This window comes from Natronococcus occultus SP4, from assembly GCF_000328685.1.
Lineage (GTDB): Archaea > Halobacteriota > Halobacteria > Halobacteriales > Natrialbaceae > Natronococcus > Natronococcus occultus.
Map to the genome: position 1 here is coordinate 970,249 of NC_019974.1, position 23,482 is coordinate 993,730.

The following is a 23,482-nucleotide window of genomic DNA, read 5'->3' on the forward strand; positions in this document are numbered from 1 at the left end:
ATGGAAGGGTTATTCGACTACGCACCGGCGATCGCGCTGTTCCCGCTTGCGGCGTTCGTTATCGCTCTCGCCTTCGGGCCGAAGCTGCCCAAGAAGGGGGCGATCCCGGGCATCGTCGCGACGGGTGGCTCACTGGCCCTCTCGCTTGCGATGCTCGCGGCCGTCGCGGGCGGCGAAGAAGGATACTACCACGAGACGCTGTTCACCTGGGCGGCCGGCGACGCCGCCGGCGAGATCGGCACCGACGCCATCGAGTTCACGTTCGGCATCCTGATCGATCCGCTGGCCGCGCTGATGCTCGTGATCGTCTCGCTGATCGCGTTTCTCGTTCACGTCTTCAGCCTTGAGTACATGAACGCCGAGGGCGAGACCGGACTCCCGCGGTACTACGCCGGGCTCGGCCTCTTTACGTTCAGCATGCTCGCGTTCGTCTACGCGGACAACCTGCTGATGGCGTTTATGTTCTTCGAGCTGGTGGGGCTGTGCTCGTTCCTGCTGATCGGGTTCTGGTTCCGCACCCGCTCGGCGCCCTCGGCCGCGAAGAAGGCGTTCCTGGTCACCCGCTTCGGTGACTACTTCTTCCTGATCGGGGTCGTCGCCATCGCCGCAACCTTCGGCACGCTCCAGTTCGCCGGTGACGATTCGTTCGTCGCCGCGGCCGAGACGGCAATCGACGACGGCGGCCAACTGTTCGGTTTCGACGCCGAGACTTGGGTGACGATCACCGGACTGCTCGTCCTCGGCGGGGTCATCGGGAAATCCGCCCAGTTCCCGCTTCACACCTGGCTGCCCGACGCGATGGAGGGTCCCACCACCGTCTCCGCGCTGATTCACGCGGCGACGATGGTCGCGGCCGGGGTCTACCTGGTCGCCCGGATGTTCGGCTACTACGCCCTCTCGCCGACGGCGCTTGCGATCATCGCCTTCGTCGGCGGTTTCACCGCGCTGTTTGCGGCGACGATGGGCGTCGTCAAAGACGACATCAAGCAGGTGCTGGCGTACTCGACGATCAGCCAGTACGGCTACATGATGCTCGGGCTCGGCGTCGGCGGCTACGTCGCCGGGGTCTTCCACCTGATGAACCACGCCTTCTTCAAGGCCCTGCTGTTCCTGGGGGCCGGCGCCGTCATCATCCTCATGCACCACGAACAGGACATGTGGAAGATGGGCGGCCTGAAGAACAAGGCGCCCGTCACCTACTACACGTTCCTCGCGGGCGCGCTCGCGCTCGCCGGGATCATTCCGTTCTCGGGCTTCTGGTCGAAAGACGAGATCCTCTACGACGCCCTGATCGTCGGCGTCGAACAGCCCCTGATCATGGCAGCCTACGCGATGGGACTGCTCGCCGTCTTCTTCACCGGCTTCTACACCTTCCGGATGGTGTTCCTGACGTTCCACGGCGAACCCCGCTCGGACGTCGCCGAGGACCCACACTCCGTCGGCTGGGCGGTGAAGTTCCCGCTCGCGTCGCTTGGTGTCCTCGCGCTGGTGGCCGGCGTCGCCAATCTCGCGCCGGTCGCGAAGCTCACCGGTGCGGAGATCGAGTTCCTCAACGAGTGGCTCAGCGGCGGCGTCGAGGGAACGACGTACGCTGCCTACACCGACGCGCTCGCGGCGGTCTACGACACCGGCTACATCGGCACCGAGTCGACGACGGTGCTGGTCGCGGCGGGACTGTCACTGCTGCTTGCCTTCTCGGGTGCCGGACTAGCCTGGAAGCTGTACAACGTCCCCGAACCGGTCGCCCACAAGGAGCGACTCGGGAACGTCCGCGAGACGATCGAGTCCAACTACTACCAGGACGAGTACCAGGTCTGGCTCGCCGAGGGGCTGACCCTGCCGCTGTCCCGTGCCGCGGATCGATTCGACCAGACCGTCATCGACGGGACCGTCGATGGCGTCTCGTCGGTGAGTCTGTTCGGTAGCGACCGCGTCAAGCGGATCCAGACAGGCATCGTGACCAACTACGCGGCGTTGATCGTCGCCGGGTTCATCGCCTTGCTTGTCGTCCTCGGCGTCCTCGGAGGGTGGTTCCTATGATGATCGAAGCACTTCTCGCGGTTACACTGATCGGTGCACTGGTAACCTTCGTCGCGCCGAATCGTCTCGCCGGTAAACTGGCCTTCGCGATCAGTCTGATCCCCGCCGGGCTCAGCCTGTGGATGTTCTCGGCGTTCGACGGCAGCGGGAACGCCTTGCTCGACGGCGAACTCGCCTTCGAGTCCCAGTACGAGTGGATCCAGCTGGGCGAGTACACGATCTCGTGGCTCGTCGGCCTCGACGGCATCAGTCTACCGCTTGTCGTGTTGACGACGATACTGACCTCGCTCGCGATCATGAGCTCCTGGACGCCGATCGACGACCGCGAGTCCCAGTTCTACGGGCTTGTGCTGTTCATCGAGGCGAATCTGATCGGCGTCTTCGCGGCGCTTGATTTCTTCGTCTGGTTCATCTTCTGGGAGGCCGTGCTGATCCCGATGTACCTGCTTATCGGTGTCTGGGGCGGCCCACGCCGGAAGTACGCGGCGATCAAGTTCTTCGTCTACACGAACGTCGCCTCGCTGTTGATGTTCGGTGCCTTCATCGTGCTGGTCTTCAGTCTCGGCGACGCCGTCACGAGCTTCGCGCTGCCGGAGGTCGCGACGGCGATGCTAAATGGCGGGCCCGAGGCGTTCATGGGCGTTGCAGGCTCGACGATCGCCGCGGCGGTGTTCGTGGCGATGTTCCTCGGGTTCGCCGTGAAGGTCCCTATCGTCCCCTTCCACACCTGGCTGCCCGACGCCCACGTCGAGGCACCCACGCCCGCCTCCGTGCTGCTGGCGGGTGTGTTGCTGAAGATGGGGACCTACGCTTTGCTGCGGTTCAACTTCACGATGTTCCCCGATCAGGTCGAAGCCTACGCGGTGCCGATCGCGGCGATCGCGGTTATCAGCGTCATCTACGGTGCGATGCTGGCGCTGGCCCAGACCGACCTCAAGCGAATCGTCGCCTACTCCTCGGTGTCGTCGATGGGCTACGTCATCCTCGGGCTGATCGCCTACACCCAGTTCGGGGTCGGTGGCGCCACCTTCCAGATGGTCAGCCACGGGCTGATCTCCGGCCTGATGTTCATGGCCGTCGGCGTCATCTACAACGCGACTCACACCCGGATGGTCACCGACATGTCCGGGATGGCAGACCGGATGCCCGTCGCCGTCGGCATCCTCGTCGCCGGTGCCTTCGGCTACATGGGGCTGCCGCTGATGAGTGGCTTCTTCGGCGAGTACGCGATCTTCTTCGGCGCCTTCGGCTCCGGGCTGCTCCCGTACTCGCAGGTGTTTACCCCGCTGGCGATGTTCGGTATCGTCATCGTCGCCGGCTACCTGCTGTTTGCCCTCCAGCGGACCGTCTTCGGACCGTACCACCTGGAAACCGACTACGATGTGGGCCGCGCGCCGCTGCACGACGTCGCACCGATGTTCGTGCTGCTTGGCATCATCATCGCCCTCGGCGTCGCGCCCGAACTGATCTTCGAGATGATTACCGACGCAGTCGATCCGATCCTGGAGAACGGAGGTGAGCTGTGATGGCGGTGTTCGAACTTCCCGACTGGGCCGCCCTCGCTCCGGCGTTGATCCTCGTGGCGACGGCGCTCGCGCTGTTCGTCATCGACAGCATCAACCCGCACACGAGAAACCGCTCGCTGCTGGCAGGGACGACCGCCGTCGGCTCGCTCGCGGCACTCGCCGTCGCGGTCTGGTTTATGCTCGCCGGCGTCGGCACTCCGACAGCCGAGGGTGGCCGCGGCGTCGTCGAGCTGTTCGGCGGCCAGTTCGTCGTCGACCAGATGGCGCTGTTCTTCATGACCGTCGTCTCGGTCGTCACCGCACTCGTCGCCGTGGCGAGCTACGACTACATGGCCGACCACGCCTACCAGGCCGAGTACTACTCGCTGATGATGCTCGCGGCGACCGGGATGGCCACGATGGCCGCCGCGAACAGCCTCGTGACCATCTTCATCGCTCTCGAGCTGGCGAGTCTCCCTTCCTACGCCCTCGTGGCGATCCTCAAGAACAACCGCGGGAGCGTCGAGGCCGGCCTGAAGTACTTCCTGATCGGCGCGCTCTCGTCGGCGATTATGGTTTACGGGATCTCGCTTGTCTACGGTGCGACCGGGCACCTCCAGCTCGAGGCGATCGCTGCCAACCTCGAGGGTGCCGGCGAGTACGGCGGCCTGCTTGGACTGGGGATCTTGATGCTGATCGGCGGTTTCGCGTTCAAGACCGCCAGCGTCCCCTTCCACTTCTGGGCGCCTGAAGCCTACGAGGGTGGGCCCGCACCGGTGGCCGCGTTCCTCTCCTCGGCCTCCAAGGCGGCAGGCTTCGTGATCGCGTTCCGCGTGTTCACGACCGCGTTCCCGATCGAGCCGACGACTGCCGTCATCGGCGTCGACTGGACGGTCGCCTTCATCATCCTCGCGATCGTCACGATGACACTCGGGAACTTCGCCGCAGCGACCCAGGACAACGTCAAGCGGATGCTCGCGTACTCTTCGGTCGGCCACGCCGGCTACGCCCTGATCGGGCTCGCCGGTCTCTCGGCCGACGGGGGCGAGATCGTGATGGGCGCGGCGATGATGCACCTGCTGGTCTACGGCTTCATGAACACCGGTGCCTTCCTGTTCGTCGCGCTCGCGGAGTACTGGGGCGTCGGCCGCACGTTCGAGGACTACAACGGACTCTCGAACCAGGCGCCGGTCGCCTGCTTCGCGCTCGGTATCTTCATGTTCAGCCTCGCCGGCATCCCGCCGCTGGGCGGGTTCTGGAGCAAGTACTTCCTCTTTACCGGCGCGATCGAGGCCGCGGCGGCAAACAGCGCCATGTTGGTCGTCGCGGCTGCGCTCGTGGTAAACAGTGCACTCTCGCTGTACTACTACGCGCGACTTGTGAAGGCCGTCTGGATCGAGGACCCGGTCGTCGACCGGGACACCCTCACACAGCCGACGGGGCTGTACGCCGCGATCGTCGTCGCTGCCGTGCTGACCGTCGTTGCGCTGCCGGTGTTTGGCCCGATCGCCGACGCGGCACAGCAGGCCGCGACCGTCGCGATCAGCTAACCGCCGGGTCCGGTTCGTCCTCTCCAAGCCGGTAGCTTTTACCCGACGGGGTTGCAAGCCGCACCGTATGGTTTTCCGGCTCGTACTCGGGTGCGGAACCGTCGGTCGCCAGACGATCACACAGCTCCCCGAGTGCGACGGCCGGCTGCTGGTCGTTACCGAGGACGACCAGACCGTCGAGACGCTCCGCGACGAGAGCGTTCCCGCCCGTGAGGGGGATCCGACGGCGCCCGAACTACTTGCAAGCGTCGACCGACCGGAGCTCGTTTTCGTCGCTGGCGACCGCACCGACCGCAACCGACTCGCCCTCGAGCGGGCCCGGGAGCGGTTTCCGTCCGCGACGATCGTCGCCTACCTCGGGGGGAAGCCGACGCCCGAGGACCGCGCGGCGTTCGACGAGCTCGCCGACCGTGTGATCGACCCCGAGCGGGCGCTTGGCGACGCCGTCCTCGAGGCGACGACGAGTGCACCCGCCGACGCCGCGATCCGGCTGCGGCAACACCTCCAGGGGATCGACGGCCGCCTTGCGGTCGTGATGCACGACAATCCCGACCCCGACGCGATCGCGAGCGCGGTCGCGCTGGCCGGAATCGCCGAGTCGGTCGGCGTCCGGGCCGACCCCTGTTACTTCGGCCAGATCTCCCACCAGGAAAACAGAGCGATGGTCAACGTCCTCGGGTTGGACCTGCGCAATCTCGAGCCCGGGGAATCCCTCGAGGAGTACGACGCCTTCGCGCTGGTCGATCACTCCAGACCGGGCGTCAACGATCAGCTTCCCGAGGACCTCCACATCGACGTCGTCATCGACCATCACCCGCCCCGCGGTCCGGTACCAAGCGACTACGTCGATCTGCGGGAACACGCCGGTGCAACGAGCACGGTGTTGACCGAGTATCTCGACCAGTTCGGCTCGGCGTTCGATCGGGCGACTGCGACGGCACTGCTGTACGGTATTCGAGTCGACACCGACGAGTTCACCCGGGAAGTGTCCTCGGCGGACTTCGAGGCCGCGGCGACGCTGTGGCCCCACGTCGATACCGACGTCCTTCGTCGGATCGAACAGCCCTCCCTCGAGGGCGAAACGCTGGATACGATCGCTCGCGCGATCAAGAGCCGGGAACAGCGCGGCTCGGTCGCGGCAGCCAGCGCCGGACGGATCGGCGACCGCGACGCGCTCCCGCAGGCGGCAGACCGGCTGCTCACGATGGAGGGTGTCGACACGTCGCTGGTGTTCGGGTTCATCGACGAGATGGTGTTCGTCTCCGCACGTTCTCGAGCGAGCGACGTCGATCTCGGCGAAGCGCTCCGGGACGCCTTCGACCGGATCGGGAGCGCGGGCGGCCACGCCGACATGGCTGGGGCCCAGCTCGAGATCGGCATCCTCGGCGCCGCAGACGACGACCAGGTCGACTCGATCGTCAGCGTCGTCGAGGAAGTCATCACCGATCGGTTCTTCGAGGCGATCGAGACCCAGCCCGGGACGCCCGTCGGCTCCTACACCCAGACCAGCGAGGTGCTGTTCGAACTCGAGGACGGGGAGTGACCGCGACGGCAGTGCTTTTGGACCGGGGTCGCGTTGGTCCAGTATGGACGTTGCGTCGGATCGGACCAAGCCCCAGGTCGAAGACTACATGACCCGCGACGTGGCGACGGTCTCGCCGGAGACGACCGTCGGCGAGGTCGCCAACCGGATCGCCGAGACCGACAACCACAGCGGGTTCCCCGTCTGCGAGCGCCGGCGCGTGGAGGGGTTCGTCAGCGCGCGTGATCTGTTGTTGGCCGACGACGGCGACCCCATCTTCAAAGTGATGACGACGGATCTGCTCGTCGCCCACCCCGAGATGAAAGTGACCGACGCCGCGCGGGTGATTCTTCGCTCGGGAATCCAGAAGCTGCCCGTCGTCGACGACGCGGGCAACCTCGTAGGGATTATCTCGAACGCCGACGTGATCCGCAGTCAGATCGAGCGTGCGACGCCCAAGAAGGTCGGGAAGCTCGTCAACACCCTGGAGCAGATCCACGACGTCGAACTGCGCCAGGAGCGACGGACGGTCCCCCTCGCCGACCTCACGCCGACCCAGGGACGAGTCTACGCCGACGAGCTCGAGGGGCGACGGTACGAACTCGAGCACGGCCTGGCCGAACCTCTCGTCGTCATCGACAACGCCGGGACCTTGCTGCTTGCCGACGGCCACCACCGCGTGCTGGCGGCCGACCGCCTCGAGATCGACGAGATGGACGCCTACGTCATCGTCATCGATCAGCCGATCGACCTCGGGATGGCCCGCACGGCGAAAAAGGAGGGGCTCGAACGGATCGACGACATCGAGGTCGTCGACTACGCGCGCCACCCGCTGGTTCAGACGACCGAACGGCTCCAGTCGGAGAAGTAGGGCGAACCGTTCGCTCCGTTGATCACTGGTCAGGGTTTTCCCGCTCGGCCGAGTACGCGATCCGATGACCGATGACAGTTCAACGCGCGTACTCATCGCGGGCGCGAGCGGCGACACTGGGACGGAACTGCTCGCCGTGCTCCGTCCGACGGATCTCACCGTCCGCGCAACGACTCGCTCGCACGCCAGCGTCGATTATCTCGAACGGCTCGGCGCCGACGACGTCCTCGTCGCCGATTTCTTCGAACCAGGCGACGCGGTCGCAGCGGTCGAGGACTGTGATCTCGTCTACTGTGCGCTCGGGACGCCCCCCAGCTACCGTCACACCATCGGCGGCAAGCTGGTCGATCGAACCGGGGTCAGCAACCTCCTGACGGCCGCCGTGGGCGAGGACGTCTCCCACTTCGTCCACCAGAGCGCGATCGGCGTCGGGAGCTCGAAGGCGGGACTCTCCGTGCCGGCCAGGCTGGCCCTCCGGGGCTCGCTGAAGGCAAAGGCCGACGCCGAGACCGCGATCCGTCGGTCGGGGATCGACTACACGATCCTCAGACCGGGACGGCTCACGAACGAGCCGCCGAACGGCGATATCGTCGTCGGCGAGGGTGGGGATTCGGTCGCCGGTTCGATCCGCCGGACCGACGTTGCCCGCGTTATGGCCGCAGCGCCGTTCACGCCGGCAGCACGAAATCGGACGCTCGAGGTCGTCAACCGTGACGGGCTCTCCGGCTCGCCGAAACGGGTCGTCGACGTCGACTGGGCGTTCGACCGGGTCAAGGCCGACCGGGATCGGATGCGCCTGTAGAGGACACCCGGAATCCTTAATGGATCGTCCGGCAAAAATTACGATCATGTACGACGATGAGGATCTGGAGTCGATCCAGGAGGCCAGCGAGGAGTGGACCGAAGAGACGCTCGAGCCGACGCTGGAGGCCCACGGCGAGCGCCAGGATCGGTTCGCGACGGTGTCGAACCTCGAGGTCGATCGGCTCTACACGCCCGAGGACGTCGCCGACCTCGACTATCTCGAGGATCTCGGATTCCCCGGCGAGGAGCCCTACACTCGGGGCCCGTATCCGACGATGTACCGCGGACGGACGTGGACGATGCGCCAGTTCGCCGGCTTCGGCACCGCCGAGGAGACCAACGAACGGTTCCACTACCTGATCGACGAGGGTCAGACCGGGCTGTCGGTCGCGTTCGACATGCCGACGCTGATGGGGCTGGACTCCGACGACCCGATGAGCGAGGGCGAGATCGGGAAGGAGGGCGTCGCGGTCGACACGCTGCGGGACATGGAGATTCTGTTCGACGGGATCGACTTAGAGGAGATCTCGACCTCGTTTACGATCAACCCCTCCGCGCCGGTGATCTACGCGATGTACGTCGCACTGGCCGACCAGCAGGGCGTCCCCCGCGAGGAGATCCGCGGCACCCTCCAGAACGACATGTTCAAGGAGTTCATCGCCCAGAAGGAGTGGGTGATCCCGCCGGAACCCTCGCTGGAGCTGGTAACGGACACGATCGAGTTTTCAACCGAGCAGACCCCGAAGTTCCACCCCGTCTCGATCTCGGGCTATCACATCCGCGAGGCCGGCTCGACCGCGGTCCAGGAGCTTGCCTTCACGCTGGCGGACGGCTTCGGCTACGTCGAGGACGCGATCGATCGCGGGCTCGACGTCGACGACTTTGCCCCTCGCCTCTCCTTTTTCTTCAACTGCCACAACTCCTTCTTCGAGGAGATCGCGAAGTACCGGGCGGCTCGCCGGATCTACGCCCGGGTGATGGACGACTGGTACGACGCCGAGCGTGCGGAGTCGAAGCGACTGAAGTTCCACACCCAGACCGCGGGCCAGTCCCTGACCGCCCAGCAGCCGCTGAACAACGTCGCCCGCGTGACGATCCAGGCACTAGCGGGCGTCCTCGGGGGGACCCAGTCGCTGCACACCAACAGCTTCGACGAGGCGCTCGCTCTGCCCGGCGAGAAGGCGGTACGGGTGGCGCTTCGCACCCAGCAGATCATCGCCGAGGAGTCCGGCGCCGCCGACATCGTCGACCCGCTGGGCGGGAGCTTCGCCGTCGAGGCGCTGACCGACGAGACCGAACGGCGCGCGATGGAGTACATCGAGGAGATCCGCGAGATGGGCGACGGCTCGGTCCGTGACGGCATCCTCACCGGAATCAACGAGGGCTACTTCCTCCGGGAGATCCAGGAGGCCTCCTACGAGTACCAGGAGCGGGTCGAACGCGGTGAGGAGGTCGTCGTCGGGGTCAACGAGTACACCATCGAGGAAGACACCAGCCCCGATATCCTCCAGGTCGACGAGGACACCGCCGACCGCCAGCTGAGCCGGCTCGCGGACGTCAAGGCGGACCGCGACGACGACGCCGTCGAGGACGCCCTCGACGAGCTCCAGGGGGCGATCGATCGCGGCGAGAACACGATGCCGTACATCGTCGACGCCGTGAAGGCCTACGCGACGATGGGCGAGATCATGGACGTCTTCGAGGCCGAGCACGGCGCCTACAGCGAGCAGATCGGGCTGGCCTGAGCGCCGTCCGGCCGCCCGACGATTCCCCGCGTTCTTAGTGGTGCGCCAAGAGATGGCTACCGAATGGTCTCGACGCGTGTCGTCGTCCTCGTCTCGCTGGTCGCGAGTACTGCGATCGCGATCGCGAAGTTCGTCGCCTATCTGCTGACGGGCAACGTGAGCATGCTGAGCCAGACCTACTACTCGCTCGCCGATGTCGCCAACCAGGGGCTGTTGTTGCTTGGCTTCCGGCTCAGCGAGGAAGGCGCGAGCCGCAAACACCCGTTCGGCCGCGGGAAAGAGCAGTACTTCTTCGCGTTCGTCGTCACCGTGCTCCTGTTCGGGATCGCCGGCTTCGCCTCGGTCCGGGAGGGGTACGCCGCGCTCGAAGCCGGCGGCGGAGCCGCCGACGTCAACGTGACGATCAACTACGTCGTCCTCGGCGTGGCGCTGCTCTTCGAGTCCTACGCGCTGTACACCTCCTACGGCGGGATGCAAACCGAGCGCGAGGCGAAGGGGTTCGGCTCCATGTTCGAGACGTTCCGTCGTTCCAAGGACCCCTCGTTGCTGACCGCGGCCACGGAGAACTTCGTCGCGGTCGTCGGCGTAGGTGTCGCGATCCTCGGGATCTACCTCACCGACCGCACCGGCGCGGTCGTCTACGACGCGGCGGCGAGTATCGTCATCGGACTCCTGTTGATGGGGCTGGCGCTGGCGCTGGCCTGGGAGAGTCGCAGTCTCATCGTCGGCGAGGGCGTGACCCGTCGCGAGCGGATCGCCATCGTCGACGCGATCCGCGCGGTCGAGGACGTCGAGGAGCTGCTCGATCTGCGGACGATGCATCTGGGTCCGGAGTCGGTACTCGTGGCGTGTGACGTCCGGTTCCGGCCGGATCTCGAGACGACTGAGCTCGAGCGAACGGTCGACGCCGTCGAGGACGCGATCCGGGAGCAGGTCCCCGAGGCCGACCGGATCTACGTCGAGGCCGAGTCGGTCTGATCAGCTGTCCTCGAGGCGCGAGATCGACGCGAACACGAACGCCAGCGTCACCAGAAAGACGCCGACGGCCACGCCGGCGTACAGCGCCCCCGTCGTCGGCGAGACGACGAACGTGATCCCGAGGACGGTGACGTCCTCGAGGGCGGTCCCCACCGACAGCGCGTATCCGAGCGCCGCGCCGACGGCGGCCGACGCGGCGACGGTGGCAGCGAGGAGCCCGAGCAGCGAGGTCGGGATCCACCGAGAACGGCGAGTTCGGCGATCCGATTCGGTAGTCACGCTCGAGGGTTGGACGGGGCGGTATACAGGAATACTGGTTCCGATCGGCGTCGGCGAAACGGCGGCGTCGCCCGCTCAAACGTCGCGATCGATGACGAACTCCGTGAACTCGCGGAGCTGGCGTTCGATCTCGGGATCGAACCCGAGGCCGTCGATCTCTCCGCGGGCCTGGGCGGCCAGCTCGAGGGCGTGGTCGCGGGCGTACTCGATGCTACCGGCCTCCTCTAAGATCGACAGCGCCTCGCCGATCTCCTCGTCGGTGTTCTCGTCGGCCTCCAGAATGGCCTCGAGCCGACGAGCCGTCTCGGGGTCGCTCTCTTCGATGGCGTGGATCACGAGCAGGGTCTTCTTTCCCTCGCGGACGTCGTTACCGAACTCCTTGCCGAACTCGCCGGCCCGGCCAAGCGAGTTCTCGACGTCCAGGATGTCGTCGCCGATCTGGAAGGCGACGGCGGTCAGCTCGGCGTAGCTGGCGACTGCCTCCTCGACGTCGGCGGGCTGATCGGTGAGAATCGCCGCCAGCCGGGCGACGATCCGCCCCAGACAGCCCGTCTTGCAGGCACACATCTCGAGGTACTGCTCCGGCGTGACCCGCACCTCGCTCTCGTTGTGCCAGCAGATGTCCATCCCCTGGCCGAGGTGGGTCCGATTGAGCTCGTCCATCAACATATCGTACGCGGCCAGCCGCCGATCGGCCGGCAGGTCGGTCTGTTCTCGGGTCAGGATCTTCAGGGGCAGGAAGTACATCGCGTTGCCCGCGTTGAGCGCGACGTCCTCGTCGAAAACGTGGTGTAAGGCGGGCTCCCCCCGACGCATCGCGGCCTCGTCCTCGACGTCGTCGACGATGATCGTCCCGTTGTGCAGGATCTCCGGAATGCAGGCGTAGTGCAGGTACTCCTCGGGATCCTCTCCGAACGCGTCAATAAAGACCAGAAACAGCACGGCTCGCCACCGTTTTCCGCCCCGATCGAGCAGCTCCCAGAGCGGGTCCGACAGCGCCCGCTGGATCCCCTCGGGATCGTACTCGTAGGTTGGCTCACCGAAGAAGTCCTCGAGGTACTCCCCCTCGACCTCGCGCGGTACGAGATCGGCGATCGCCTCGTCGATGGCCGGCCGCCACTCGCCAAGCGTCTCCCGCATACCACCTCCGAGAGGGAGCGGAGTGAAAAAGATTCAGTTCTTCGTGTCTGCCACCGTTCGTGGAGGGTCGCGCTCGACGGACTACCGCACCGTGACGAACTGTCAGCCAGTACACCCGTCGCCGCCGAAGCCGATACCGTTACACGGCGGCGGGGAGACGATGTGGGCATGAGTACGTGGATCGGCGACCTGTTTACCAGTGACGTCGGATGGACCCACCTCGAGGACCTGGTCGACATCGGGAACCGGATGGCCGGCAGCCCGGGCGAGCGCGAGGCCGCCGAGCTGACCCGCGACGTCCTCGCGGACATCGGCGCCCGGAACGCCCGCCTCGAGACGTTCGAGATCCAGGGATGGACTCGCGGCGAGAGCTCGATCGCCGCAGGCGAGACGAGCCAGGACTGCATCGCGTTGCCGCGCAGCCCCGCCGACGCCGTCGAGGCACCGCTGGTCGATCTCGGCTACGGCCTCCCCGAGGACTTCGAGGACGCCGACCTCGAGGGGACGATCGTCATGGTCCGCAGCGACATTCCCAGCTACGCGGATCGGTACGTCCACCGCCGAGAGAAGTACTACCACGCCGTCGAGAACGGCGCCGTCGGCTTCGTCTACCGTAACCATGTCGAGGGCTGTCTGCCGCCGACGGGCAGTGTCGGGACGAAGGCGGACCCGATCGGCGAGATTCCGGCCGTCGGGGTCTCGAGCGAGGTCGGAGCACGGCTGGCTCGTCGGTTCGAGGACGAGCCGATCGAGGTCACGGTCGACGCCGACGTCCACGACGCCGAGAGCCAGAACGTCCACGCCGAGCTCGGGCCCGACACCGACGAGCGCGTCCTTGTGACGAGCCACCTCGACGCCCACGATATCGCCGAGGGAGCCCTGGACAACGGCGCTGGGACCGCGATGGTCGTCGAACTGGCGAACGCGCTGGCCGAGCGCGAGGACGAGCTCGAGACCCGCGTCGAGTTCGTCGCCTACGGCGCCGAGGAGGTCGGGCTGGTCGGCTCGAGCTACCACGCCGACGAGGTCGACCACGACGCGATCGCGGCGATCGTCAACAACGACGGCGTCGTCCGGGATCGCACCCTCGAGTTCACGACCCACGGCTTCGACGAACTCGCAGACGCCGTCGAGGCGGTCGCCGATCGGTACGAGCACCCGGTCGACATCGTTCCCCGACTCGGGCCACACAGTGACCACTGGCCGTTCGTCCAGTGGGGCGTTCCGGGCTACCACGTCATGTCCACGTCCGGCGACGTGGGTCGCGGCTGGGGCCACACCTTCGCGGACACCCTCGACAAACTCGAGCAACGCGACCTGCGCGAGCAGGCGATCCTCCTGACCGACCTCGTCGTGGAGATGGCGAGCGAGGACTGCACCGTCGAACACCGCTCGCCCGACGAGATCGTCGCCGACCTCGAGGCCCAGGATCTCGCCGAGGGGATGAAAGTCACCGGCGACTGGCCCTACGACGGGTAGCGAGCGCTCGCAACCGTACCCTTTTGATCGGGCCGCGTCAACGTCGAGGTATGGACGACGCGTGGGAACCGCCGGACGAGAAGCCCGTCGTCGGCGTCGTCGGGCACGAGGACGCCGACCGCGGGCCGTCCGTCGCCGAGACGCTCGCAGACGTCCTCGGAACGGAGGGGCGGCTCCGCGAGGGCTCGGCTGCGACGCGTTCCGACGGCGACCGCTCGCTGGTGGTCGCCGTCGGCGAGGCCGCGGTCTCGACGGCCGTTCGCGGGGGCGTCGACGCGCCCGTCCTTCCGGTCGGCGAGGTCCCCGGCCTCGAGACGGTCGCACTCGACGATGTCGGGGTGGCTCTCGAGGCGGCGCTTTCGGGTGACGCGCGGCTGTGCCCGCAGCCAATCCTTGAGGCTCGGCTGAACGGCCAGCGCTACCGCGGACTGTTCGACGTCTCCATGGTGACCGCGGAGCCGGCCAGGATCTCGGAGTACAGCGTTCGGACCGACGGCGAGCTCGTCGACTCGGTCCGCGCGGACGGCGTCGTCGTGGCGACGCCGGCGGGCACCCACGGCTACGCGGGAGCCGTCGACGCGCCCGCGCTCTCGCCCGCGCTCGAGGCGGTCGCCGTCGCGCCGATCGCCCCGTTCGCGACGCGCGCCCGGCAGTGGGTGGTTCCGAACGAGGGGATCGAACTCCGGGTCGAACGCGACGAGTGCTCGATCACGCTCGTCGTCGACGACCGAGCTGTCGGTTCCGTTCCAATCGGTTCGTCCGTCGGGATCGGCGTCGACGGGCGACTGCGGATGCTGGTCGTTCCCTCCGGGTGCCGATAACGAGTCTGATTCACCTCGAGCGATGGTGTTCGTGGCGTTCCGTCTCGGGCGACGCAGTCGTCACTATCCGATCGACGAGCGTCGAGCGTCGAAAACGACGGGCGGCAACGTGAGGACTGCGGGAACGGTTAGCTCTCGAAGGGCTCTTCGTCGCGGTGGTTGTCCGGGTTGACGTGTTCGCGGGCGTCGTCCTCGCGGTCGTCCGATTTGTGTTCGATATCCTGGCGCCGCTGTTCCTCGTCCTGTCGCTCGCGGGCTTCCTGCTCTTCCTCGGTCAGCCCCTCCTCGTCCTCGTCTTCGGCGTCGGTGTCCTCGTGGGTCAGCTCGACGTCCCGCCCGTGCTCGTCCTTGCCGCTCTCGTTGTTGTCGGACATAGTGATCTCATCTCCGGCTTGACACGGATCGAGAAAAGACGTTGGGCTTGCAACGGACGGCGACGATCGGTCGGCTCCGGCGATGCGGCTACCAGGGCTCGCCGGACGCGAGGTCGATATCGCTGTCTCCTTTCTCCGAGGGACAGATATCCGCCAGCACGCAGTCGCTACAGTCGGGGTTGCGGGCCGTACAGACCGCCCGGCCGTGGTCGATACAGAGGTGGGTGAACTGTTGCCAGTACCCCTCGGGGACGATCTCCATTAGCTCCTGCTCGATCGCCTCCGGGCGTTCCTCTTCCGTGAGCCCGAGTCGCCGGGAGAGCCGCTGGACGTGCGTGTCGACGACGATCCCCTCGACGACGTCGTGACCGTGCTGGAGCACGACGTTGGCGGTTTTCCGCCCGACGCCCGAGAGTTCAGTCAGCTCGTCCATCGTGTCCGGCACCTCGCCGTCGTGTTCCTCGAGGATCGTCTCACAGGAGCTCTTGATGTAGCCGGCCTTGCTGTTGTAGTAGGTGATCGAGTTCAGATCCTCGGCGAGCTCCTCCTCGTCGACGGCGGCGTACTCCTCGGGCCCGTCGTACTTCTCGAAGAGATGTTCGGTCTCGGCGTTGACCCGCTCGTCGGTACACTGCGCCGAGAGGATCACCGCGATCAACAGCTCGAGCCGATCGGAGTACCGCAGCGAGATCGTCGAGTCGGGGTACTCGTCCTCGAGTCGGTCGACGACCTCGGTGGCCTGGCGGTCGGGGGTCTCGAGAGGGGTTCCCATTACGCTGGGCTTTCGACGGAGTCCATTTCAGGGGTTCGGTTCGGGGCGCAGACGGCACACACCCGGATGTCGTGGGTTTTAAGCTCGCTTCAGCCGGCTATCCGGTATGAAAGCGACCGCGATCGCCCACCCCATCCAGGGACTCGTCAAGTACCACGGGATGCGCGACGACGAAAAGCGCCTGCCGTACCACGACAGTATCAGCCTCTGTACGGCGCCGAGCCACACGAAAACGACCGCCGAGTTCTCCAGCGAGTACGACGCCGACACCTTCGTCGTCGACGGCGAGACCCTCGAGGGTCGGGCCGCAGAGCGGGTCGACAGCGTCCTCGCGAAGGTCCGCGAGCGGGCCAACGCCGACCGCGCCGACGAGCCGGTGCGCCTCGAGAGCGAGAACAGCTTCCCGACGAACGTCGGGCTGGGCTCTTCGTCCTCGGGCTTTGCGGCCGCGGCGATGGCACTCTCCGAGGCTGCGGGTCTCGAGGCCGATCTGGAGACGGTGTCGACGATCGCCCGCGTGGGCTCGGCCTCGGCCGCCCGTGCGGTGACCGGATCGTTCTCCCAGCTTCACACCGGACTCAACGACGAGGACTGTCGCTCCAGGGAGATCCCCAGCGACCTCGACGAGGACCTGCGGATCGTCGTCGGACTCGTGCCCTACCACAAGGAGACCGAGGACGCCCACGACGAGGCCGCGGACAGTCACATGTTCCAGGCGCGAAACGCCCACATCCACGGCCAGATCGCCGAGATGCGCGACGCGCTCCGCAGTAACGACTTCGAGCGGACGTTCGAACTCGCCGAGCACGACTCGCTCTCGCTGGCTGCGACGACCATGACCGGGCCGTCGGCGTGGGTCTACTGGCAGCCGGCGACACTCGAGATCTTCAACACGGTCCGCGAGCTGCGCGAGGAGGAGGAGATTCCGGTCTACTTCTCGACGGACACCGGCGCCAGCGTCTACGTCAACACCACCGAAGAGCACGTCGACCGGGTCGAAGCGGCTGTAAGCGACTGCGGCGTCGAGACGATGGTCTGGGAGGTCGGCGGTCCGGCACGGCTCGTCGACGACCATCTGTTCTGATCGGCCGTTCGCTCCCGCCGATCCGTGGCTACCGCTGGCGAGGACGGCGTCGGAAAGAAGCGGGGAGGCTACGCCGATCGCACTCGTCGGGTCACCAACGAGGCCGCGCGACGCTCATCGCTCGCAGCGCCGCGATGACGAGGATCAACGCCAGCACCGCCACCGCGAGCCACTGTCCGGTCTGGGTCGCAAGCGCCTCGCCGACCATGCCGAGGAGGTCGGCGCCGACCGCTTGCCCGACCGCGAACAGGACGACTGCGAGGCCGACGAGGATGACGGCCGTCTGGACGACGGTCGACGCCATCCACGCCCCGGGAGCGAACCGGGAGCCGCGCGGCTCTTCCTCCGGCGGACGACTCTCCTTCGGCTCGGAGCGTGACGTGCCGCGTTCGGTCTGGTCGGACATAGCGATTACCCCGGGGACGGCTACCGCCAGCTCACGGATTATTATGGCTCAGGTAAGCCCGGTCGCCGGGCTGGACGGTCGCGGGCTATCCGATACCTAACGAAAGATTGTCCGTCTTGCGACTGTACCGATCTCGATCACAGCGAACGGCGTCGTCCTACTCGCGGCGGTGCCGTCGGCGAAAACGACCGTTCGACTGACAAAACGGAACGGGTCAGCTCGCTGCGGGCGTCCGCGCCGCCTACGTCCAGCGGTCCAACCCCGTCTGCGTGGCGTGTTCCTCGATGCGCTCGAAGCTGCGCTCGACCTCGTCGGCCGCGACGCCCCACTCGTCGGTGACGTACGCACGGGCGTCCTCGAGGTCCGGTTCGAGGCTCGTCTCGAAGCTGTAGTCGTCGGTGACGTCGGGGTCCCGAAACAGCTGGCGGACCCGGTCGCCGTACTCGACGGTGTCGCCGCGGGCCTCCAGGACGCTCCAGAGGTCGCCGTGTTCGGTGATTTCGCTGATCGCCGTCTTCGGCCCGATCCCCGAGACGCCCTCGTTGAAGTCCGTCCCGATGAGGATCGCGGCGTCGATCAGCTGCTCGAGGGTCAGCTCGTGGCGCTCGAGGGTCGCCTCGAGGTCCATCAGCTCCGGATCGCCCTTGCTGGTCAGCTGTCGCAGCGTCAGCGGCGCACCGAAGAGCAAGGCGTCGTAATCCTCCGAGCCGACGTAGTCGGCGTCGCCGCGCTTGACGATGTGGGCGGCCTGTGCCTCTCCCTCCGCGGGCGCCTCGACGACCGGAACGTCGAGTAGTTCGAGCAGTTCGCGGCTGGTCTCCTGGATCGTCGGCGTCAGCCGCTGGGTCCGGGACTCCAGCTGAGCGATGGCGACCTCGTCGCCCTCCTCGCGGGCGGTCTCGAGCTGCTCCTCGTAGCTCCGGCGCTGCTCGCGGCGGGACTCGATCTCGTCCGCTTTCAGCTGGGAGGGACCGCCGTCGAACACCATCACCGGGGTGACGTCGTGTTCGAAAAAGCGCGCGACTCCCTGGACGATCCCGATGAGGTTCGCGACCTCGGTACCGTCTCCGGTGGTGTACTTCTCGCTTGCGGTCCACTTGACCGTCGTCGTCAGATACCGGTAGAGCCAGTTGTGGGCGTCGACGGCGATCGTTCCCTCGATCTCGTCGAACGGCACGTCCTCGATGACCGCGATGTCACGCAGCGCAGCGTTACCCATTGTGGGACCTTGGGCGCGTTAGGATTTGAATCGTTGGCTTCCGAGACGTCCCTTCCCGGACCGAATCGAGGACGCTTCTCAGCCGTCGGACGGGTCCTTGCCGCGGCGAGCCTCGAGAAACGCCTCCTCCTCGGTCGAGAGATCCCGCTCGCGAAACTCCGCGAGACCGCCGCGGTACCGCTCGCCCCTCGAACGGCCGTCTCTCGCCTCGTCCGCGGGGTACTCGAGGACGAGTTCAGCGATCCCAGTCCGCTCGCCGGTGTAGCCAAACCCCGCCCGGTACAGCGCCTCGTAGGCGAAGGGGTTGTTGACCGCGATCCGCAGCCGATCGTACCCCCGCTCTGTCGCGCGGTCCCGAACCAGGCCGACGAGCTCCGGGCCGATCCCCTCGCCGCGGCGGTCGCCCGCGACCGTCACGTACCGCAGCCAGAGGGTCGCCTCGTCCGTGCGGTCCTCGTTGAATGCGATCGCCGCGACGAGGTCATCGCCGTCGCGCGCGACCGCCTTGCCGGTGTTCGTCATGACGAACTTTCCGGCGTAGCTGAACCGCTCGTGGTCGAGGCGCAGCTTCGGTCCGTCCGGCGGCCAGCCGAGCAGTTCGTACTCCACGGATGACCGTTCGTCCACGTGGGTACTAAGGCTCACGCCTCGATCGTCCCGGGATGGTGGCCCGTTCCGGGGGTCCCTTTTTGGCGTTGTTCGTGGGAGCACGCGACGCTATGAGCACCGAACGAAGCGAAACGACGGTAGCCGACGTCGGCGGCGTCGGCTGGGTAGTCGGCGGCGCGGTGGGCGGCGCGATCGGTTCGATCGCGTTCGGCGCGATCCTCTGGCTTCTGGATCCGGCCGTCGTCGAAATAACGATCCCGGAGTTCTACGGTCTCGAGCCCGTCGGCGCCGTCGGCTGGGGGATCCACGCCGCACACGGGATCGTTCTCGGACTGCTGTTTGGATTCCTCGTCACGCGCGACCCCATCCTCAGGACGCTCCGGATGACCGTCGATACCGACGCGCTCTCGCGAACGGACGTCTGGATCCGCGTCGTTGGCGCCGGGTTCGTCTTCGGCCTGGCGATCTGGGCGATCCTTCCCGTGATCGTCCTTCCCGTCTGGGCCGACACCCTCGGCGCCGGCGGGGCCGGCGAGTTCCCCGCCTTCGCTGCGGAGAGTCTGCTGGGACACGTGCTGTTCGGCACCGTCCTCGGGCTGGTCTTTGCAACGGTGGTCGATCTCACCGATCGCGTGGCCGCCGTTCCCGCCGCGTCGTAGTCTCCGATTCCCACGATGGCGAATTCAACGGGCGAATTTTTCTGGTGTCGGCACCTCGTTAGAGGTGATGACAGACGAAGAAGACCACGAAGAGGAACTTCTCGAGGCAGAGCTCGACCAGTCGCCCGACCAGGCCGCCGACTGGCTGCGAAATCTCGCCGACGAGCTCGAGGACGGCGAGGAGCTGACCGTCTCGACCGACGACGACTCCGTGACGGTCGCGCTACCCGAGGACAACCTCGAGTTCGAGGTCGAACTCGAGCGCGAACCAGAAGACGACGAGTACGACGAGATCGAGCTGGAGATCGAGCTCGAGTGGCTCGTTCCGAGCGACGAGGAGTAACCGATCGCTTCGTTTTCCCGAGCCGTTTTCACGCCCCGTTGCACGTCGCTCCCCAACTCCGTTCGTTTCGAGCAGTGTCGACGCCGGGAAAAGCACGCGAGAGCCGACGGCTGCCGGCTCTCACGGTGCCGTCGCTGCTGGGGAACTCGAAGTGGTTATGAAGAGGTGGGAGCTCGTAACTCCGCACTCGGAGAGATGGGCCGTTGTCCGATATCTTTGGCCCCAAAACAGATTGGTTCCGTTCGCTCGGCCGAAACGAGCGTAGCGCCACGTCCGCCGATTTTCGGACCACGGCGGACGTGCGTCGACTCGGGCTGACCGTCGAACGAAGAGACGCTGCGGGACGGGATCGACCGGGCTGGGCTCGATCCGACCGATATCGATCGCGTCCTCGTGACCCACTACGACGCCGACCACGTCGGCGCCCTCGGAAGACTCTCGTCGGAACTGGACGCGCCGGTTTTCGTGCACGAACTCGACGCGCCGTACGTCGCCTCCGAGGCGACGATCCCCAAAATGAGGCCGTTCAGAACCGGTTCCGCCAGCGCTCGCTCCGGATCACCTCGTCTTTCATCGCCGAGCAGTGTTCCTTCGCGCGCTCCTCCTCGAACTCGTCGGTTAGATCGTCGACGCAGGACTTCCAGGAGCCCCCGATCGACGACCAGTACTCGAGGACGCTGTCCCGATCCCAGCCCTCGGGCAGACCGTCAAGCCCGTTGACATCCTCGTCGACGACCTCGGTCAGCGCCTCGTCGTCGGTCTCCCGGGTCGCGTCCTCGTCCTCGAGGTCGCTGGTCTCGAGCGCCGAGGCGCGGTAGACCGCGGAGCCAACGTCCTCGAGGCCGACGACGTACGCGGGCTGGTCGTCGCTCGCGGAGACGTCGGTGAGCTCGTCCCCTTCCTGGGGGAACTCGACGGAGTCGGTCAGGACGGCCGCGACGACGCCGCGACCGTTGGGCGTGGCGACGACGTCTCCCTCCTCGTATCTGGTACCCATATCGGCTCTCTGACTGCCGATCCGGTAGGATCGCTGCCGGGAGTTGCAAGGGCTCTCGAGTGGACGCGAGCGCGGGTGTCCGAGTGGTGCGTCCGCTACTCGGGTAGCGTCCTCGGGAGACGGTGCGGACCGGGGAGAGAAGGCGCGGACCGGGATTTGAACTACGCGAAGACGGTCGCGCTCGCTTCGCTCGCGCGCTGCGTCTTCTCTACTTCAAATCCCTCGTACGATTTCTGCTGCTCGCGGGATTGCTCGCAGCAGAAATGCGCGGACCGGGATTTGAACCCGGGCCATGAGCTTGGAAGGCTCAGGTCCTACCACTAGACCATCCGCGCGCACTCTCCGGTTTTCGCTCCTGGTTTAAGGCTATTCCGTTTCAATCCGAGGACGGTTCCGCCGCGTCTCGACCGCCGCCCGGACGGTCGAGTCGACGCTATCGCTCGAGGACGTCCCCGCCGGCGCCGACGGCGATATCGACGTCGCCGCGTGCGATCGCCTGCAGGTTCTCGCCGGTGGGCGTCTGGGTGCGCGTCCAGTCGCCGGCGTCGTACTCGAAGATCGTGCCGCCGCCGCCGACCGCGTAGCCGTCGCCGTCGTCGGTGTCGACGTCGAAGAGATCGGCGTCGCCGAGGCTCTCGGGTACCCACTGGCTGCCGTCGTACTCGAAGATCGTCGCGTTACCGCCGCTGACCGTGACGTCGTCCGAGCCGTCGCTGTCGAGCCCGTAGAAGGTGACGTCCGCGTCCTCGATCCCGATCGGCTCCCAGGTGGTGCCGTCGTCGGTCTCGTAGACGCGGCCGTTGGTATCGACGGCGTGGCCCGAGCGGGCGCCGTGGAACTCGATCGCGGGGATCCCGGAGCCGCTGCCCGGAACGTCGTCCTCCCAGCTCCCCTCCTCACCGTTCTCGAAGCTGTAGTGGATCGACCCGGAGTCGTCGGCGACGTAGACGTCCGCGTCGCCCGCGGGACCGGTGACGGCGACGTCGTTGAAGTTCGCCGTGATATCGTTCGGTGCGGACCGATCGACGAGGTTCCCGGTCGTCACGTCGTACTCGCCGATCGCGCCGCTCGCGCCGACGAGCCAGAGCCGCTGCCCGTCGTCGGTGACGGCCGCACCGAACAGGTCGTTCCCGTTCCCGGTGGGGCCGCCCTGCAGGACGACCTCCCAGCCCTCCGCGCGGCGTTCGACGACGACGCCGCCGTCGCCGACCGCGTGTGCGTTGGTCGCCGTGTGGGCGACGTCGTGAAGCGTGCTGTCGACCGGTGTCTCGACGGACGTCCAGCCGTCCTCGCCGGCGGTGACGGCGGGAACGGTAGCTGCGGCGAGCGATGCGCCTGCGAGTTGCAGCGTCGAACGACGAGTGAAACGCGCCATAGCGCACTCGGGAGTTCGAAGCGTGATTTTCATAAAAGCAGGACATTATTTTTACTGCCCAGTAATTGTGGGAAACGATGCGGGGAGCGTGACGATTATCGCCCCGTCGGTTTCCCGCCCGCGACGGTCGCGTAGCAGTTCCCGCTCGAGAGCTCCCACTTGAGGACGTCGAGGTCGCTGTCGGCGAGGTCTCGCTCGAACTCCGCGGGGTCGTAGATGTGGTAGAACCGATCGACTGGCTCCCCGCCGGGGAGGGTCCACTCGACGGTCGTATCGAACCCCTCGTCCTCGTCGAACCGATCGTGGGCGGTCGACCAGGCGCTGACGAGCGCGCGCCCCTCGGGAGCCAGCACGCGCGCAAGTTCGTCCAGGCTCGCCAGCCGGCTCGCTCGCGTCGGCAGGTGGTGCAGCGTCGCGACGTAGACCACGACGTCGACGGCGTCCGCGGCCAGGGGGAGAGTCGCAGCGTCGCCCTGCACTAGCGAGACGTCGAACTCGCGTTCGCGGGCCCGCTCGCGCCCGGTCTCGAGCAGGCCGCGGCTGACGTCGAGACCGATCGTCCGTTCGACGCCCGCGTCCTCGGCCAGTAGCTGGGCGTGACGGCAGTTTCCACACCCGAGATCGAGCCCGACGGCCCGCTCGCCCTCGAGCTCCCTGAGAAACGACTCGACCTCCGGCCAGGCGTACTCCCGGGTTGAGGCGAAGTGGGTGGCGATCCGGTCGTAGGTGTCGCGAATGGCCTTCCGACGGTCCATCTCGGTCGGTTCGAGCACGCGAGCGGGCAAAAGGCGTTCGATGAGACGACCGGTCGGCGACACCGACTACGTTTGCCCACGCGAACCGCGTCCGCCAACCGATCTATCGAACTTCCGATGTGTTTTGCGTTACGTTCATACGGCGGGAGTGCCAA

General features: G+C 66.6%; 23 protein-coding genes, 1 tRNA gene and 1 pseudogene. 14 read left to right on the forward strand and 11 right to left on the reverse strand.

Translation table 11 applies throughout. From position 1 onward, the window contains the following. From nuoL to NATOC_RS04885, 8 genes are all read left to right on the forward strand, one after another. The gene (nuoL, locus tag NATOC_RS04850) at positions 1–2,040 is read left to right on the forward strand and encodes an NADH-quinone oxidoreductase subunit L (RefSeq protein ID WP_015320307.1); all 2,040 of its coding nucleotides are present in this window, start codon (positions 1–3) and stop codon (positions 2,038–2,040) included. Next, positions 2,037–3,566 carry a complex I subunit 4 family protein gene (locus NATOC_RS04855; RefSeq protein WP_015320308.1) on the forward strand — a complete coding sequence of 510 codons (1,530 nt, stop codon included), beginning with the start codon at positions 2,037–2,039 and terminating at the stop codon, positions 3,564–3,566. Before nuoL ends, NATOC_RS04855 begins: the two co-directional genes overlap by 4 nt. After that, on the forward strand, positions 3,566–5,095 hold the full coding sequence (locus NATOC_RS04860) for an NADH-quinone oxidoreductase subunit N (protein ID WP_015320309.1): 1,530 nt from the start codon (positions 3,566–3,568) through the stop codon (positions 5,093–5,095). The genes NATOC_RS04855 and NATOC_RS04860 overlap by 1 nt, the downstream gene beginning before the upstream one ends. 67 nt (positions 5,096–5,162) lie before the next feature. Next, complete coding sequence (locus tag NATOC_RS04865) at positions 5,163–6,638, forward strand: DHH family phosphoesterase (RefSeq protein ID WP_015320310.1); 1,476 nt, start codon at positions 5,163–5,165, stop codon at positions 6,636–6,638. A 43-nt stretch (positions 6,639–6,681) separates the two neighbouring features. Beyond that, the gene (locus NATOC_RS04870) at positions 6,682–7,488 is read left to right on the forward strand and encodes a CBS domain-containing protein (protein WP_015320311.1); all 807 of its coding nucleotides are present in this window, start codon (positions 6,682–6,684) and stop codon (positions 7,486–7,488) included. 64 nt (positions 7,489–7,552) lie between these two features. Beyond that, a complete protein-coding gene (locus NATOC_RS04875) occupies positions 7,553–8,290 on the forward strand; it encodes an NAD(P)-binding oxidoreductase (RefSeq protein ID WP_015320312.1) in 738 nt (245 codons plus the stop codon). 46 nt (positions 8,291–8,336) lie between these two features. Continuing rightward, on the forward strand, positions 8,337–10,037 hold the full coding sequence (locus NATOC_RS04880) for a methylmalonyl-CoA mutase family protein (protein ID WP_015320313.1): 1,701 nt from the start codon (positions 8,337–8,339) through the stop codon (positions 10,035–10,037). Positions 10,038–10,100: 63 nt separating this feature from the next. Continuing rightward, positions 10,101–11,015, forward strand: coding sequence for a cation diffusion facilitator family transporter (locus tag NATOC_RS04885; protein WP_015320314.1), 915 nt, complete (start codon positions 10,101–10,103; stop codon positions 11,013–11,015). On the opposite strand, the gene NATOC_RS04890 is transcribed toward NATOC_RS04885, so the two are convergent. Together NATOC_RS04890 and NATOC_RS04895 are read right to left on the reverse strand one after the other, a co-directional pair. After that, a complete protein-coding gene (locus NATOC_RS04890; RefSeq protein ID WP_015320315.1) occupies positions 11,016–11,294 on the reverse strand; it encodes a hypothetical protein in 279 nt (92 codons plus the stop codon). A gap of 75 nt (positions 11,295–11,369) precedes the next feature. Next, positions 11,370–12,434: a polyprenyl synthetase family protein gene (locus NATOC_RS04895; RefSeq protein WP_015320316.1), complete on the reverse strand. Its 1,065-nt coding sequence runs from the start codon at positions 12,432–12,434 to the stop codon at positions 11,370–11,372. Between the two features lie 168 nt (positions 12,435–12,602). Here NATOC_RS04895 and NATOC_RS04900 point away from each other — a divergent pair, with 168 nt between their 5' ends. After that, on the forward strand, positions 12,603–13,913 hold the full coding sequence (locus tag NATOC_RS04900) for a M28 family peptidase (RefSeq protein WP_015320317.1): 1,311 nt from the start codon (positions 12,603–12,605) through the stop codon (positions 13,911–13,913). Positions 13,914–13,963: 50 nt separating this feature from the next. Next, positions 13,964–14,734: an NAD(+)/NADH kinase gene (locus NATOC_RS04905; RefSeq protein WP_015320318.1), complete on the forward strand. Its 771-nt coding sequence runs from the start codon at positions 13,964–13,966 to the stop codon at positions 14,732–14,734. Positions 14,735–14,862: 128 nt separating this feature from the next. Here NATOC_RS04905 and NATOC_RS04910 read toward each other — a convergent pair whose 3' ends face one another. Then, positions 14,863–15,108, reverse strand: coding sequence for a hypothetical protein (locus NATOC_RS04910; RefSeq protein WP_015320319.1), 246 nt, complete (start codon positions 15,106–15,108; stop codon positions 14,863–14,865). 88 nt (positions 15,109–15,196) lie between these two features. Next, entirely contained in the window at positions 15,197–15,880 is a 684-nt protein-coding gene (gene nth, locus NATOC_RS04915; RefSeq protein WP_015320320.1) for an endonuclease III, read from the reverse strand. A 106-nt stretch (positions 15,881–15,986) separates the two neighbouring features. Between nth and mvaD the strand changes: the two genes are divergently transcribed. Next, positions 15,987–16,964 (forward strand): phosphomevalonate decarboxylase MvaD, encoded by a 978-nt coding sequence (gene mvaD / locus NATOC_RS04920; RefSeq protein ID WP_015320321.1) that lies wholly within the window; start codon positions 15,987–15,989, stop codon positions 16,962–16,964. 91 nt (positions 16,965–17,055) lie between these two features. Here mvaD and NATOC_RS04925 read toward each other — a convergent pair whose 3' ends face one another. The 3 genes from NATOC_RS04925 to NATOC_RS04935 form a co-directional block, all read right to left on the reverse strand. Beyond that, on the reverse strand, positions 17,056–17,370 hold the full coding sequence (locus NATOC_RS04925; protein ID WP_015320322.1) for a hypothetical protein: 315 nt from the start codon (positions 17,368–17,370) through the stop codon (positions 17,056–17,058). Between the two features lie 241 nt (positions 17,371–17,611). After that, positions 17,612–18,589, reverse strand: coding sequence for a flap endonuclease-1 (gene fen / locus NATOC_RS04930; protein ID WP_015320323.1), 978 nt, complete (start codon positions 18,587–18,589; stop codon positions 17,612–17,614). Positions 18,590–18,667: 78 nt separating this feature from the next. Beyond that, positions 18,668–19,198 carry a GNAT family N-acetyltransferase gene (locus NATOC_RS04935; RefSeq protein WP_015320324.1) on the reverse strand — a complete coding sequence of 177 codons (531 nt, stop codon included), beginning with the start codon at positions 19,196–19,198 and terminating at the stop codon, positions 18,668–18,670. A 110-nt stretch (positions 19,199–19,308) separates the two neighbouring features. Between NATOC_RS04935 and NATOC_RS04940 the strand changes: the two genes are divergently transcribed. The 3 genes and pseudogenes from NATOC_RS04940 to NATOC_RS23260 all read left to right on the forward strand — a co-directional run. Further along, positions 19,309–19,857, forward strand: a complete 549-nt coding sequence (locus NATOC_RS04940; RefSeq protein WP_049888653.1) for a hypothetical protein — start codon at positions 19,309–19,311, stop codon at positions 19,855–19,857. A 67-nt stretch (positions 19,858–19,924) separates the two neighbouring features. Then, positions 19,925–20,200, forward strand: a complete 276-nt coding sequence (locus NATOC_RS04945) for an amphi-Trp domain-containing protein (RefSeq protein WP_015320326.1) — start codon at positions 19,925–19,927, stop codon at positions 20,198–20,200. Positions 20,201–20,548: 348 nt separating this feature from the next. After that, positions 20,549–20,701, forward strand: a pseudogene (locus NATOC_RS23260) (MBL fold metallo-hydrolase); the annotation flags it as partial. Between the two features lie 25 nt (positions 20,702–20,726). Here the strand turns inward: NATOC_RS23260 and NATOC_RS04950 are convergent. From NATOC_RS04950 to NATOC_RS04965, 4 genes are all read right to left on the reverse strand, one after another. Beyond that, positions 20,727–21,197 carry a hypothetical protein gene (locus NATOC_RS04950; RefSeq protein WP_015320327.1) on the reverse strand — a complete coding sequence of 157 codons (471 nt, stop codon included), beginning with the start codon at positions 21,195–21,197 and terminating at the stop codon, positions 20,727–20,729. Positions 21,198–21,461: 264 nt separating this feature from the next. Then, a tRNA-Gly gene (locus NATOC_RS04955) sits at positions 21,462–21,532 on the reverse strand. Between the two features lie 98 nt (positions 21,533–21,630). Then, positions 21,631–22,572, reverse strand: a complete 942-nt coding sequence (locus NATOC_RS04960) for a beta propeller repeat protein (protein ID WP_015320328.1) — start codon at positions 22,570–22,572, stop codon at positions 21,631–21,633. A 95-nt stretch (positions 22,573–22,667) separates the two neighbouring features. Further along, the gene (locus NATOC_RS04965) at positions 22,668–23,327 is read right to left on the reverse strand and encodes a class I SAM-dependent methyltransferase (RefSeq protein ID WP_015320329.1); all 660 of its coding nucleotides are present in this window, start codon (positions 23,325–23,327) and stop codon (positions 22,668–22,670) included. Between the last annotated feature and the right edge of the window lie 155 nt (positions 23,328–23,482).